Below are 11,861 nucleotides of genomic sequence, written 5' to 3' on the forward strand. Positions count from 1 at the left end.
CCAAACGCCTTCGCTCCGTCCTTCCATTCGCCATCTTGGCAGTTTCGGCCAGCCTGACCGGTTGTGCATCGATCGTCAGCGGCACCAACCAGATCGTCTCGGTCGAAACCCGGCAAGCCGCTGGTAACGTGGACGGCGCTACCTGCAAACTGGAGAACGACAAAGGCGTATATTACGTGACCACGCCGGGTACCGTTACCGTGCGCCGCGCCTACGGCGACATGAGCGTGCGCTGCGAAAAGCCGGGCATGGAAGCGGGCATTGCGACCATCAAGTCATCGACCAAGGGCATGGCCTTCGGTAACATCGTCTTCGGCGGCGTGATCGGCGTAGGCGTGGACATAGCATCGGGCGCGGCCTACGATTACCCGACCCTGTTCCAGATCATGATGGGCCACACGGCAGTCGTTGCCCCGCCAGTGGCGACGTCAACGGTAAAGGCAGGCGTGGACGCGCCGGCACAGTCCGTTGCCGGCGGCTCGCAGTGAACGCACTGGCGTGCCGGACAAATACTGGCGCGCCAGGTCTCGATCATTGCGGAGCGGCCAGAATCCTTAACTGGAAACGGTAGTCACGGTCAAACAGGAAGGTTTCCGAAAAGGTCATTGCGCGGCTGTTTGCGGCAAGCAGGCCATGGGGCCGTGGCAGTGGACTGCTGCGTAGCATCGAGGCCAGCGCCACCCTGGCGGCATCTGGATCCCGGGCGCGCTGCACCTGCACATCGGCCAGCCGGCCGTCCCGATCTACAGTGATGTTGACGACGACGATTGCCGGCAGCATCGGCGGCAGGCGTCCGCTGAAGGTACGGTCGGCATTGCGTTCGACGATGTGGCGCGCCACGTGCGCCTTGTAGGCGTCTAGCGTGAGGGATGGCGGCGGCGGCGGAGCGGCCATCGGCTCGCGTTCGATGACGATGGTGCTGTGTTCTTCGCCGGGGACGGGGTACGGGGAACTGGCACATCCGCACAGGACCACCAGCGAGGTGACTGGTAAAAGCGCATGCAGCGCTTTACTGCGAAAAGAAATGTCCATGACAGATGAATGTAGCGTCGCAGGTTGGCGCCTCGAGGGCGCTTAACTTCGACGTTGCGCATTCATCCTTGGTTCCGCCGAGCTTATTCAGCCCTGCATGTCAGCCAAACAACCTCTGCAGCTCCACACCGGGCTCCGGCGCCCGCATGAAGGCCTCTCCGACCAGGAAGGCGTGCACGTCCGCCGAGCGCATGCGCTTCACGTCAGAAGGGCCCATGATGCCCGACTCGGTCACCACCAGGCGTTCTGCCGGAATCCTCGGCAGCAGGCCGAGCGTCGTATCCAGCGACACCTCGAAGGTGCGCAGGTTGCGGTTGTTGATGCCCACCAGCGGAGTCTTTAGTTTCAGCGCCGCAGTCAATTCGTCGCCGTCATGCACCTCGACCAGCACGTCCATGCCGAGGTCAAACGCGCAAGCCTCCAGTTCCGCCATCAGGCCGTGGTCCAGTGCCGACACGATCAGGAGGATCGCATCCGCGCCCATCGCGCGCGCTTCGTACACCTGGTAGTGGTCGACGATGAAGTCCTTGCGAATCACCGGCAGCGCGCACGCCGCACGGGCCTGGCGCAGGTAGTCCACCGAGCCCTGGAAGAACTGCACGTCAGTCAGCACCGAGAGGCAGGCTGCGCCGTGTTCGGCGTAGCTCTGCGCGATCGCCGCCGGCTGGAAGTCCGGACGCAGCACGCCTTTCGAGGGCGAGGCTTTCTTCACTTCCGCGATGATCCCGGCCTGGCCGGCAGCGATCTTGTTGCGCAGGCTGTTTTCGAAACCGCGGATGGCGCGGCGTGCTTCCAGGTCGCTTTCCACCTCGCGGCGCAGGCTGGCCAGGTCGCGCGCCTTCTTCGCCGCGGCCACTTCATCCGCCTTGACGGCCAGGATCTTGTTCAGGATGTCGGACATGGGAACCTTAGTGTTGCTTGGAGACGAACATCAGTGATTTCCTGCCAGCTGGCGGCTTACCTGCACGAATTGCTCGAGCTTGGCCAGGGCCGCGCCCGACGCGATCGTGGCACGCGCTTTCGCCAGGCCTTCCTCGATCGAGGCCACCACCCCGGCCGCATACAGGGCGGTGCCGGCATTCAGGGCCACGATGTCGCAGGCCGGCCCCGGTTCGCCGCGCAGCGCTTCCAGCACGCGCGCTTTCGATTCCGCGGTGTTCGCCACCTTCAGGTTGCGGCTCGAGACCATCGCCATGCCGAAGTCTTCCGGATGGATCTCGTACTCGCGGATCTCGCCATTGACCAGCTCACCGACCAGGGTGCCGGCGCCGAGCGAGACTTCGTCCATGTTGTCGCGCCCCCAGACCACCAGCGCATGCTGGGCGCCGAGACGCTGCAGCACCCGCACCTGGATGCCGACCAGGTCGGGGTGGAATACGCCCATCAGGATATTCGGCGCGCCGGCCGGGTTGGTCAGCGGCCCCAGGATATTGAAGATGCTGCGCACGCCCAGCTCGCGCCGCACCGGCGCCACGTGCTTCATGGCCGCATGGTGGTTCGGCGCGAACATGAAGCCGATGCCGGTCTGGGCGATCGACTGGGCGATCTGCTCGGGTTTCAGGTCGATCTGGGCGCCGAGCGACTCGATCAGGTCGGCGCTGCCGGAGGACGAGGACACGCTGCGCCCGCCATGCTTGGCCACGCGCGCCCCGGCGGCGGCCGCCACGAACATCGAAGCGCTCGAGATATTGAAGGTATGGGCGCCGTCGCCGCCGGTGCCGACGATGTCGAGCAGGCCGGTGGTGTCGGCCATCGGCACCTTGGTCGCGAATTCACGCATCACTTGCGCGGCGGCGGTGATCTCGCCGATGGTTTCCTTCTTCACGCGCAGGCCCACGGTCAAGGCCGCAACCATGGTTGGCGACATCTGGCCCGACATGATCTCGCGGAACAGGTGCAACATCTCGTCGTGGAAGATTTCTCGGTGTTCGATACAGCGCAGCAGGGCTTCTTGTGGGGTGATCGGCATGGCGGTTCCAGTAGGGCTAGACGTGATGGGGACGCAGGCGCCTCAGCGCGCCAGGAAGTTCTTCAGCAGCGCGTGGCCGTGTTCCGACAGGATCGACTCGGGATGGAACTGCACCCCTTCGATGTCGTAGTCCCGGTGGCGCACACCCATGATCTCGCCGTCGTCGGTCCATGCCGTCACTTCCAGGCAGTCCGGCAGCGACGCGCGTTCGATCGCCAGCGAGTGGTAGCGGATCACGGTGAAGGGGCTCGGCAAGTCCTTGAAAACGCCTTCGCCGGTGTGGGCGACGAGCGAGGTCTTGCCGTGCATGACCTGCTTGGCGCGGATCACCTTGCCCCCGAAGGCTTCGCCGATCGCCTGGTGGCCGAGGCACACGCCCAGGATCGGCAGCCTGCCCTTGAACGCGCGCAGGATGTCGAGCGAGATGCCGGCATCGCGCGGCGCCTTCGGTCCCGGCGAGATGCAGATGCGCGCCGGCGCCATGTTTTCGATGTCGTCCAGGGTGATCTCGTCGTTGCGCACGGTGCGCACGTCCTCCCCCAGCTCGCCGAAGTACTGGACCAGGTTGTAGGTGAAGGAATCGTAGTTGTCGATCATGAGCAGCATGTCAGAACTCTCCATCCAGGCCGTCCTGCACCTGTTCGGCCGCGCGCAGCACGGCTCTCGCCTTGTTTTCCGTTTCCAGCCATTCCATCTCGGGGATGGAATCGGCCACGATGCCGGCCGCGGCCTGCACGTACAGGTTGCCGTCCTTGATCACGCCGGTGCGGATCGCGATCGCCACGTCCATCTCGCCACCGAAGGACAGGTAGCCGCAGGCGCCGCCATAGATCCCGCGTTTCACGGGCTCGAGTTCGTCGATCACTTCCATCGCGCGCACCTTCGGCGCGCCGGTAAGCGTGCCGGCAGGGAAGGTGGCGCGCAGCACGTCGAGGTTCGACATGCCATCCTTCAGCCGGCCTTCGACGTTGGAGACGATGTGCTGCACATGCGAGTATTTTTCGATGACCATGCGGTCGGTGACCTTGACGCTGCCAGTCTCCGCGATACGGCCGATGTCGTTGCGCGCCAGATCGATCAGCATCACGTGCTCGGCGACCTCCTTCGGGTCGGCCAGCAGCTCTGCCGCCAGCGCGGCATCGTGCTCGGGCGTGGCGCCGCGCGGGCGGGTGCCGGCGATCGGGCGCAACGTGACCTTCTTGCCACCCTCGTTGCCAGCACCTTGCAGGGCTTCGTTGCGCACCAGGATCTCGGGCGAGGCGCCGACGATCTGCAGGTCGCCGAAATCGTAGTAGTACATGTAGGGTGAAGGGTTCAGCGAACGCAGCGAGCGGTACAGCGACAGCGGCGAATCCACGTAGGGCTTGCGGATGCGCTGGCCGATCTGCACCTGCATCAGGTCGCCCGCCATCACGTACTCGTGGGCCCGGGCGACCGCCTTCAGGTAGTCTTCCTTTGAAAAATCGCGCACCGCTTCGGTCCGCACCGAGCTGGACGTCACGGGCGCGTCGACGCTGCGCCGCAGCATCACCCGTAAATCCTTCAGGCGCTGGCGCGCACGCGCATAGGCTTCCGGCTGGGACGGATCGGCATACACGATCAGGTACAGCTTGCCGGACAGGTTGTCGATCACCGCCAGCTCTTCGGTCAGCATCAGCTGGATGTCCGGCAGGCCGAGAGCATCTGGCGGGCAGCCGTGTTCCAGCTTGCGCTCGATGTGGCGCACCGTGTCGTAGCCGAAGTAGCCGGCCAGGCCGCCGCAGAAGCGCGGCATGCCGGGACGCAGCGCCACCCTGAAGCGCGCCTGGAACTGTTCGATGAAGGCGAGCGGGTCGCCCTGGTGGGTCTCGACGACCTCGCCATGCCTGAGAACCTCGGTGCGCTTGCCGGTATTGCGGATCAGGGTCGATGCCGGCAGGCCGATGAAGGAATAGCGTCCGAAGCGCTCGCCGCCGACCACCGACTCGAGCAGGAAGGTGTTCTTGCCGGCCTGCTGGGACTGGGCCAGCTTCAGGTACAGGGTCAGCGGGGTTTCCAGATCGGCGAAGGCTTCGGCGATCAGCGGAATGCGGTTGTAGCCCTGGCTGGCCAGCGAGCGGAATTCGAGTTCGGTCATGCTTTTCTCCAGACCGCCCGGGAAAGGGAAGGGCGGTGGTTCACTTCAAAAAACCTGCCGATGGACGAAGTCCGCCGGCAGCAATCGATACGGGTCAGTTAGCCCAGGATTGCCAGCGTCGCCACAGCCAGGCCTCAAGGGCGCCGGTCTGGTTGACAGTGTGTTTTTTGGTGAAAAACATGGTTAGATGACTTGTCTTGCGGTGTCGTTATGTGCAGATATTAACGCGGCTGCATCCAGCAGCGAACTCACTATACCATCCGAATCGATTTCTTGTATAGGCCGTCCGTGGTTATAACCATATGGCACGGTGAGCACATGGCAGCCCGCGGCACGCGCCGCTTCGGCGTCGTTCGAGGAGTCGCCGATCGCCACGACCTGCGAAGGCGGCAGGTCGAACGCGGTGCACACGCCGAGCAGCGGCATCGGATCCGGCTTCTTCTTCGGGAAGGAGTCGCCGCCGTAGACCAGCTCGAACCAGGGCGCCAATCCTTTTTGCGCCAGCAGCGGCGTGGTGAAGGCCATCGGTTTGTTGGTCACGCAGGCCAGGCGCAGGCCTTGCGCCTTCAGTGCGGCCAGCCCCTCGAGCACGCCAGGGAAGAGCGTACTGCGATCGCCGTTGATGGCAAGGTAGTGGCGCTGGTACCCGGCCAGCGCTTCATCGAAGATAGCGTCCACGCGCGCCGCGTCCCAGTCGAGCAGCAGGGCATCGCGCACGAGCTTCTCGGAGCCCTTGCCGACCAGCGGCTTGATGGTGTCCTGCGTGATCGGGCCCAGGCCCAGGCCGGCGCGCATGCCGTTCAGTGCCGCCTCGAAGTCGGGCACCGTGTCGAGCATGGTGCCGTCCAGGTCGATGATGGCGGCCCGGATGCCTGCTGCGCCGGCCCGCATTATTTGCCGACCTTGGCCAGTTCGGCGCGCATGGCGTCGATCACGGCCTTGTAGTCCGGCTTGCCGAAGATGGCCGAACCGGCGACGAAGGTGTCGGCGCCCGCGGCCGCGGCTTCGGCGATGTTCTCGGCCTTGATGCCGCCGTCGACCTCCAGCATGATGTCGCGGCCCGATTCATCGATCATGCGGCGTGCCATGGCGATCTTCTTGAGCGCCTGCGGGATGAAGGACTGGCCGCCGAAGCCCGGGTTCACCGACATGATCAGGATCATGTCGATCTTGTCCATCACGTGCTCGAGGTAGTGCAGCGGCGTGTGCGGGTTGAACACCAGGCCGGCCTTGCAGCCGTGGTCGCGGATCAGCTGCAGCGTGCGGTCGATGTGCTCGGAGGCTTCCGGGTGGAAGGTGATGATGTTGGCGCCGGCCTTGGCGAAGTCCGGGATGATGCGGTCGACCGGCTTGACCATCAGGTGCACGTCGATCGGCACCTGCACATGCGGACGGATCGCCTGGCATACCAGCGGACCGATGGTCAGGTTCGGGACGTAGTGGTTGTCCATCACGTCGAAGTGGATGATATCGGCGCCGGCGGCGACGACATTGCGCACTTCCTCGCCCAGGCGGGCGAAATCGGCGGACAGGATGCTGGGAGCGATGCGGTAGGTGGTCATGGTGAGGTGCTGGTAAGGACGAAGCCCGTATTCTACGCCCATGCAGGGCTGGGCTGCAGCGCCGGCGGCGCCGCGCGTCGGCGGTGCGCGGTATGATTGCCGTTTGCGCCACATGGCGCCCGCCTACCATTGACGATCACGCAAGGAATACCATGCCCGCCTATGAATTCGCTGTCCAGGTCAGGACCCAGTACCTGCCGGAGCAGTCCAACCCGGACCGCGACCAGTACGTGTTCAGCTACACCATCACGATCCAGAACACGGGCAGCATCGCGGCCCAGCTGATCTCGCGCCACTGGGTGATCACGGATGCCAGCAACGCGACGCAGGAAGTGCGCGGCCTGGGCGTGGTCGGCCACCAGCCGCTGCTGCAGCCGGGCCAGCAGTTCGAGTACACCAGCGGCACCCAGGTAGGCACGCCGCAGGGCTCGATGTACGGCGAATACTTCTGCGTGGCCGAGGATGGGCACCGCTTCGAAGTGCCGATCCCGGAATTCGTACTGGCGCAGCCGGGCGCGCTGCACTGATTATTGCTTGTTATCGCGCTCTTCCTGTACCGGGTCTTCGGGCACGTCCTCGCGTCCGGCGAACATGGTCCACCACACGATAAAGACCAGCAGGAACAGCGCCACCCCAGCTTCCACCATCAAGATCCACATATCGGTCCTTATGCTTTCAACACGCCGCAGTGTAACCGCTTCGCTTGTCCTCGTCTCGCTGCTGGCAGCCTGCTCGACCACGCCGCCGGCACCGGTGCGCATGCCGGCGCCGGTCGGTCCGGTCTATGTACCGGAGCAGCCCACGCAGGCGGTGATACCGGTCCAGCCGCCGGCGCCCGCGCCCCTGATGACGCCAACCACCTTCAGCGCTCTGCCTGGGTGGGAGCAGGACGACCTGCGCCAGGCCTGGCCGGCGCTGTTGCAAACCTGCCGCGGCCTGGCCAGCAGGCCTGAATGGAAGGCCGTGTGCGCCGCCGCGCGCGCGACCGACGCCGCCGATGGCGCTGCGGTACGGCGTTTCTTCGAATCCTGGTTCGTGCCCAACCTGGTACGTGCCGCCGATGGGGCCGACACCGGCCTGATCACGGGTTACTACGAAGCGATGTTGTACGGCGCCCGCAAGCGCGGCGGCGCTTACCAGACGCCGCTCTACCGGGTGCCGGACGACCTGCTCACGGTCGACCTGGCCAGCGTCTATCCGCAGCTGAAGGGTATGCGCCTGCGCGGGCGCCTGTCGGGCAAGACCGTGGTTCCGTACAGCACCCGCGCCGAGATCGCGCGCGCGCCCTTCGCCGGTAAGGAACTGCTGTGGGTGAACGATCCGGTCGAAGCCTTCTTCCTCGAGGTGCAGGGCTCCGGCCGGGTGCAGCTGGATAGTGGCGAGACCGTGCGCGTGGCCTATGCCGACCAGAACGGCCATCCCTACAAGACGATCGGCCGCTGGCTGGTGGAGCAGGGCGAGCTCACCGCCGAGCAGGCCACGGCGCAGGGTATCCGCGCCTGGATCGCCGCCAATCCGGAGCGGCGCCAGGAGCTGTTCAACGTCAACCCCAGTTATATCTTCTTCCGTGAAGAGAAGCTGCCCGATCCTTCGCTCGGTCCGAAAGGCGCGCTTGGCGTACCGCTCACCCCTGGGCGCTCGGTGGCGATCGACCCGTCCTTCATCCCGCTCGGCGCGCCGTTGTACCTGGCGACGACCGAAGCCGGCAGCGAACTGCCGCTGCAGCGCCTGATGATGGCGCAGGACACCGGCGGGGCGATCCGCGGTGCGGTGCGGGCCGACTTCTTCTACGGCTTCGGGCCGGAGGCGATGGACAGGGCGGGCAAGATGAAGCAGCGCGGCACGGTCTGGGTGCTGTTGCCGCGATCCACACCCTAGGCGCGCTTACCCTCTCGTTTCCTTCAGACGCGTTCCGAATACCCGCCGGCCGCCAGCAGGACGGCGCCGGCGGCGATCCATCCGAGGCCGGCACGCGCAGTCGATCCAGAGCACCACGACGACGTACGCGGCCACGGTCCAGGCGGTGCGGCCGAACAGCGCGGCCGGGATGGTCGGGACCATGGCGAAACCGAGCGCCGACACGACCAGGCCGACCAGGATGCCGCCGCCGGTACCGAAACGCTTAAACAGGGGCTTGACCAGCAGCGATGCCGCCAGCGGATGCGCGTTCGAGGCCGGCGGCTGCGGTTCGCGCGCGCGGATGCGGCGCAGGCTGAGCAACGAGACGATGAAGCCGGCCACGTTGCACAGATGGCGATCGGGGCGCCCGGCGGCTGTATCAGTCCGTCGGCCATGCCCGGGCCGACCACACGCGCCGCCGATTCTGTGGCCGCGAACTTCGATTGGGCCGCGACCAGGCCGTAGCGCCCGAGGGAGAAGGTCAGGAACACCTGCTCCCCGCTGCCGCCGACCACGTGCGCGGCGTGAGCATGTCGAGCCACCAGGCCAGCGGCACGGTGACCAGCGCGAGCGCTACCAGCATCGCTTGCCATCCTCACCGACAAGATATTGCTGAACAAATCATCATACCGTGTTCGCCAGCCTGTGAGACGTTACAATCCCGGCAATCCATCCAAGCTTTTATCCGGTTAATCTTACAAGGAATGTCACATGGAATATGCAGATCTGCTGATTGAAAACCATGGCAAGGTCGTCGTGGTGCGCCTGAACCGCCCGAAGGCGATGAATGCGCTGAACGACAACATGATGAATGAACTGGGTGATGCCCTCCTCAAGTTCGACGCCGATCCGGCTGTCAACGTCATCGTCCTGACCGGCAGCGACAAGGTCTTCGCTGCCGGCGCCGACATCGCGGCCATGGCGAACTACACCTATGCGGTGGACACCTATCCGGGTAACTACATCGGCCGCAACTGGGAGCACATCCTAAACATTCGCAAGCCGGTGATCGGCGTGGTGTCGGGCTACTGCCTGGGCGGCGGCTGCGAACTGGCCATGATGTGCGACTTCCTGATCGCCGCGGAGAGCGCCAAGTTCGGCCAGCCCGAAATCAAGGTGGGAGTGACGCCGGGCGCTGGCGGCACCCAGCGCCTGCCGCGCGCGATCGGCAAATCGAAGGCAATGGACCTGCTGCTCACCACCCGCATGATCGACGCTGCCGAAGCCGAGCGCACCGGCCTGGTGTCACGTGTCTATCCGGCCGAGAGCGTGATGGAAGAAGCGATCAAGATTGCCCAGGGCATCGCTGACATGCCGGTCTCGGTCGCCATGCAGATCAAGGATTGCGTCAACCAGGCTTACCAGATGCCGCTGAGCGAAGCCGTGCGCTACGAGCGCCGTTACTTCCACGCCGGCTTTGGAACGCCGGCCCAGAAAGAAGGCATGGCGGCCTTCCTCGAGAAGCGCAAGCCGGACTTCGAAGGAATGTAAGCGATGCGGGCGGCGGCGTTCCCGGCATTGCGTCGAGGAGCAGCGGCGCTCGTCATCGTCATCGTTGCGGTGGCGGCCTATGGCTGTAGCGCGTTGCCGCCGCTGGGCCAGCGCACCGCCAGCTTCGCGCTGGACGGCACCCACACGACACTGCTGGGGCAGGCCATCGCCCCGCTGGCGGCCGCGCATCCCGGCCGCTCCGGGATCCATCCCCTGATCGACGGGCGCGATGCCTTTGCTGCACGCGTCCTGCTGGCCCGCAAGGCCGAGCGCAGTCTCGACGTCCAGTCCTATTTATGGCGCGACGACCTGACTGGTACGCTGATGCTGGATGCCCTGCGCGAAGCCGCGGTACGCGGCGTACGGGTCCGGCTCCTGCTGGACGATAACAACACGACCGGACTCGATCCGGTGCTGGCAGCCCTCGACCGCGAACCGAACGTCGAGGTGCGGCTCTTCAATCCATTTGCGCTGCGCCGCTGGCGCAGCCTGGGCTACCTTGCCGATTTCAGCCGGCTGAACCGGCGCATGCATAACAAGTCGTTCACGGCAGATGGCCAGGCGAGCATCGTGGGCGGGCGTAACGTCGGCGATGAATATTTCGGCGCGGCGGGAGACATGTTGTTCGTCGATCTCGACGTGCTGGCGGTTGGCCCGGTAGTGCGCGAGGTGGCGCAGGATTTCGACCGCTACTGGAACAGTGCCTCCGCCTATCCCGTGATGGCGCTGGTCGCCACTGAAGACGCGGCGCGTCCGGGCGTTCTGGCAGGGCGCGCGGCAGCATTTCGCACGCAGCCTGCAGCCCAGCGTTACCTGGACGCGATCCGGACCTCTCCATTCGGCGAGCAGCTGGTGCAGGGACGACTGTCTCTTGACTGGAGCCTGACTCGCATGGTGAGCGACGATCCGGCGAAAGCGCTCGGCAAAGCTGATCCGGATGAGCGCATGGCCGTTGGCTTGCGCAGGCTGTTCGGCGAACCGAAACGGCAAATCGACCTGGTGTCGCCCTATTTCGTTCCCAGCCAGGATGCTGCGCGCACTCTTGGTGAGCTTGCGCGTAGGGGCGTACAGGTGCGCCTGCTGACCAACTCCCTGGAGGCCACGGATGTGGCGGCCGTCCACGCCGGATACGCCAAGTGGCGTCGCGGAATGATCGAGGCCGGCGTGTCAGTCTTCGAGCTGCGGCGCAGATGGGGCGCCGAGCTACCAGAGCGCGGCAAGGGACGCTTTGGCAGCTCCGCGTCCAGTCTGCATGCCAAGATTTTCGGCGTGGATGGACGTGCGGTGTACGTAGGTTCTTTTAATATGGATCGGCGCTCGATTGACCTGAACACCGAAATGGGCCTGGTCATCGATAGCGCACGACTGGCTGGGCAACTAGACAAGTTGCTTGATAACAACGTGGCTGAAACAGCCTATGAAGTACGCCTGGATGGGAAGGGGCGGCTCTACTGGTTGGAGCGAACTGGCGGCAAACTGAGGCGCCACGACAAGGAGCCTGGCACGAGCGTTTGGCAGCGCGTGGCCGTGCAGTTGTTGTCCTTATTGCCCATCGACTGGCTTCTCTAGCCTTTGTTGACGAGGGCCTTGCGGGAAAGTACGATGATTGCTATAGTTCGCCTCCGCTTCGGCCAGCACCGAAATCGTTAACGGAATCAAGTGGTTACGTTAGCAAGGTCCGCAGAGCAATCTGCAACGAAGCGAACGAGGGGTTGACGGTTTTAGCGAAACACTGCATAATCTCACTTCTCTGCTGCTGACGAACACAACGCTTCGTAAGGCGCAGCAAGGT

Annotated in this window: 14 protein-coding genes; 5 read left to right on the top strand and 9 right to left on the bottom strand. The window is 64.8% G+C overall.

From position 1 onward, the window contains the following. Positions 1-35: 35 nt before the first annotated feature. Positions 36-488, top strand: coding sequence for a hypothetical protein (locus LCI23_RS19795; protein WP_224948168.1), 453 nt, complete (start codon positions 36-38; stop codon positions 486-488). Between the two features lie 43 nt (positions 489-531). Here the strand turns inward: LCI23_RS19795 and LCI23_RS19800 are convergent, their stop codons facing one another. The 7 genes from LCI23_RS19800 to rpe form a co-directional block, all read right to left on the bottom strand. Next, positions 532-1,032: a TonB C-terminal domain-containing protein gene (locus LCI23_RS19800; protein WP_224948169.1), complete on the bottom strand. Its 501-nt coding sequence runs from the start codon at positions 1,030-1,032 to the stop codon at positions 532-534. Between the two features lie 100 nt (positions 1,033-1,132). Further along, the gene (trpC, locus tag LCI23_RS19805; RefSeq protein WP_224948170.1) at positions 1,133-1,933 is read right to left on the bottom strand and encodes an indole-3-glycerol phosphate synthase TrpC; all 801 of its coding nucleotides are present in this window, start codon (positions 1,931-1,933) and stop codon (positions 1,133-1,135) included. 30 nt (positions 1,934-1,963) lie between these two features. Then, on the bottom strand, positions 1,964-3,001 hold the full coding sequence (gene trpD / locus LCI23_RS19810; RefSeq protein WP_224948171.1) for an anthranilate phosphoribosyltransferase: 1,038 nt from the start codon (positions 2,999-3,001) through the stop codon (positions 1,964-1,966). Positions 3,002-3,043: 42 nt separating this feature from the next. Beyond that, the gene (locus LCI23_RS19815) at positions 3,044-3,607 is read right to left on the bottom strand and encodes an aminodeoxychorismate/anthranilate synthase component II (RefSeq protein ID WP_224948172.1); all 564 of its coding nucleotides are present in this window, start codon (positions 3,605-3,607) and stop codon (positions 3,044-3,046) included. A 1-nt stretch (position 3,608) separates the two neighbouring features. Beyond that, a complete protein-coding gene (gene trpE / locus LCI23_RS19820) occupies positions 3,609-5,117 on the bottom strand; it encodes an anthranilate synthase component I (RefSeq protein WP_224948173.1) in 1,509 nt (502 codons plus the stop codon). Positions 5,118-5,300: 183 nt separating this feature from the next. Next, on the bottom strand, positions 5,301-6,008 hold the full coding sequence (locus tag LCI23_RS19825; RefSeq protein ID WP_224948174.1) for a phosphoglycolate phosphatase: 708 nt from the start codon (positions 6,006-6,008) through the stop codon (positions 5,301-5,303). After that, positions 6,008-6,679: a ribulose-phosphate 3-epimerase gene (gene rpe / locus LCI23_RS19830; RefSeq protein WP_224948175.1), complete on the bottom strand. Its 672-nt coding sequence runs from the start codon at positions 6,677-6,679 to the stop codon at positions 6,008-6,010. Before rpe ends, LCI23_RS19825 begins: the two co-directional genes overlap by 1 nt. A 152-nt stretch (positions 6,680-6,831) precedes the next feature. Here rpe and apaG point away from each other — a divergent pair, with 152 nt between their 5' ends. Beyond that, positions 6,832-7,206 (top strand): Co2+/Mg2+ efflux protein ApaG, encoded by a 375-nt coding sequence (apaG, locus tag LCI23_RS19835; RefSeq protein WP_224948176.1) that lies wholly within the window; start codon positions 6,832-6,834, stop codon positions 7,204-7,206. Here the strand turns inward: apaG and LCI23_RS20605 are convergent, their stop codons facing one another. Continuing rightward, a complete protein-coding gene (locus LCI23_RS20605) occupies positions 7,207-7,338 on the bottom strand; it encodes a hypothetical protein (RefSeq protein ID WP_268824869.1) in 132 nt (43 codons plus the stop codon). A 10-nt stretch (positions 7,339-7,348) separates the two neighbouring features. Here LCI23_RS20605 and LCI23_RS19840 point away from each other — a divergent pair, with 10 nt between their 5' ends. Beyond that, positions 7,349-8,557: a murein transglycosylase A gene (locus tag LCI23_RS19840; RefSeq protein ID WP_224948177.1), complete on the top strand. Its 1,209-nt coding sequence runs from the start codon at positions 7,349-7,351 to the stop codon at positions 8,555-8,557. A gap of 6 nt (positions 8,558-8,563) precedes the next feature. Here LCI23_RS19840 and LCI23_RS19845 read toward each other — a convergent pair whose 3' ends face one another. After that, positions 8,564-8,920, bottom strand: a complete 357-nt coding sequence (locus LCI23_RS19845; RefSeq protein ID WP_224948178.1) for a hypothetical protein — start codon at positions 8,918-8,920, stop codon at positions 8,564-8,566. A 369-nt stretch (positions 8,921-9,289) separates the two neighbouring features. On the opposite strand from LCI23_RS19845, the gene LCI23_RS19850 reads away from it, so the two are divergent. Beyond that, the gene (locus LCI23_RS19850) at positions 9,290-10,069 is read left to right on the top strand and encodes an enoyl-CoA hydratase-related protein (protein WP_224948179.1); all 780 of its coding nucleotides are present in this window, start codon (positions 9,290-9,292) and stop codon (positions 10,067-10,069) included. Between the two features lie 3 nt (positions 10,070-10,072). After that, positions 10,073-11,638, top strand: a complete 1,566-nt coding sequence (locus tag LCI23_RS19855) for a phospholipase D family protein (RefSeq protein WP_224948180.1) — start codon at positions 10,073-10,075, stop codon at positions 11,636-11,638. Positions 11,639-11,861 lie beyond the last annotated feature (223 nt).

Source organism: Massilia sp. MS-15 (genome assembly GCF_020176695.1).
GTDB classification, from domain to species: domain Bacteria; phylum Pseudomonadota; class Gammaproteobacteria; order Burkholderiales; family Burkholderiaceae_D; genus Telluria; species Telluria hydrophila.

What these genes read in the sequence shown, in the direction of transcription:
- LCI23_RS19800 (WP_224948169.1), bottom strand. Translation starts at nt 1,032, where the DNA reads ATGGACATTTCTTTTCGCAGTAAAGCGCTGCATGCGCTTTTACCAGTC.
- trpC (WP_224948170.1), bottom strand. Translation starts at nt 1,933, where the DNA reads ATGTCCGACATCCTGAACAAGATCCTGGCCGTCAAGGCGGATGAAGTG.
- trpD (WP_224948171.1), bottom strand. Translation starts at nt 3,001, where the DNA reads ATGCCGATCACCCCACAAGAAGCCCTGCTGCGCTGTATCGAACACCGA.
- LCI23_RS19815 (WP_224948172.1), bottom strand. Translation starts at nt 3,607, where the DNA reads ATGCTGCTCATGATCGACAACTACGATTCCTTCACCTACAACCTGGTC.
- trpE (WP_224948173.1), bottom strand. Translation starts at nt 5,117, where the DNA reads ATGACCGAACTCGAATTCCGCTCGCTGGCCAGCCAGGGCTACAACCGC.
- LCI23_RS19825 (WP_224948174.1), bottom strand. Translation starts at nt 6,008, where the DNA reads ATGCGGGCCGGCGCAGCAGGCATCCGGGCCGCCATCATCGACCTGGAC.
- rpe (WP_224948175.1), bottom strand. Translation starts at nt 6,679, where the DNA reads ATGACCACCTACCGCATCGCTCCCAGCATCCTGTCCGCCGATTTCGCC.
- apaG (WP_224948176.1), top strand. Translation starts at nt 6,832, where the DNA reads ATGCCCGCCTATGAATTCGCTGTCCAGGTCAGGACCCAGTACCTGCCG.
- LCI23_RS20605 (WP_268824869.1), bottom strand. Translation starts at nt 7,338, where the DNA reads ATGTGGATCTTGATGGTGGAAGCTGGGGTGGCGCTGTTCCTGCTGGTC.
- LCI23_RS19840 (WP_224948177.1), top strand. Translation starts at nt 7,349, where the DNA reads ATGCTTTCAACACGCCGCAGTGTAACCGCTTCGCTTGTCCTCGTCTCG.
- LCI23_RS19850 (WP_224948179.1), top strand. Translation starts at nt 9,290, where the DNA reads ATGGAATATGCAGATCTGCTGATTGAAAACCATGGCAAGGTCGTCGTG.
- LCI23_RS19855 (WP_224948180.1), top strand. Translation starts at nt 10,073, where the DNA reads ATGCGGGCGGCGGCGTTCCCGGCATTGCGTCGAGGAGCAGCGGCGCTC.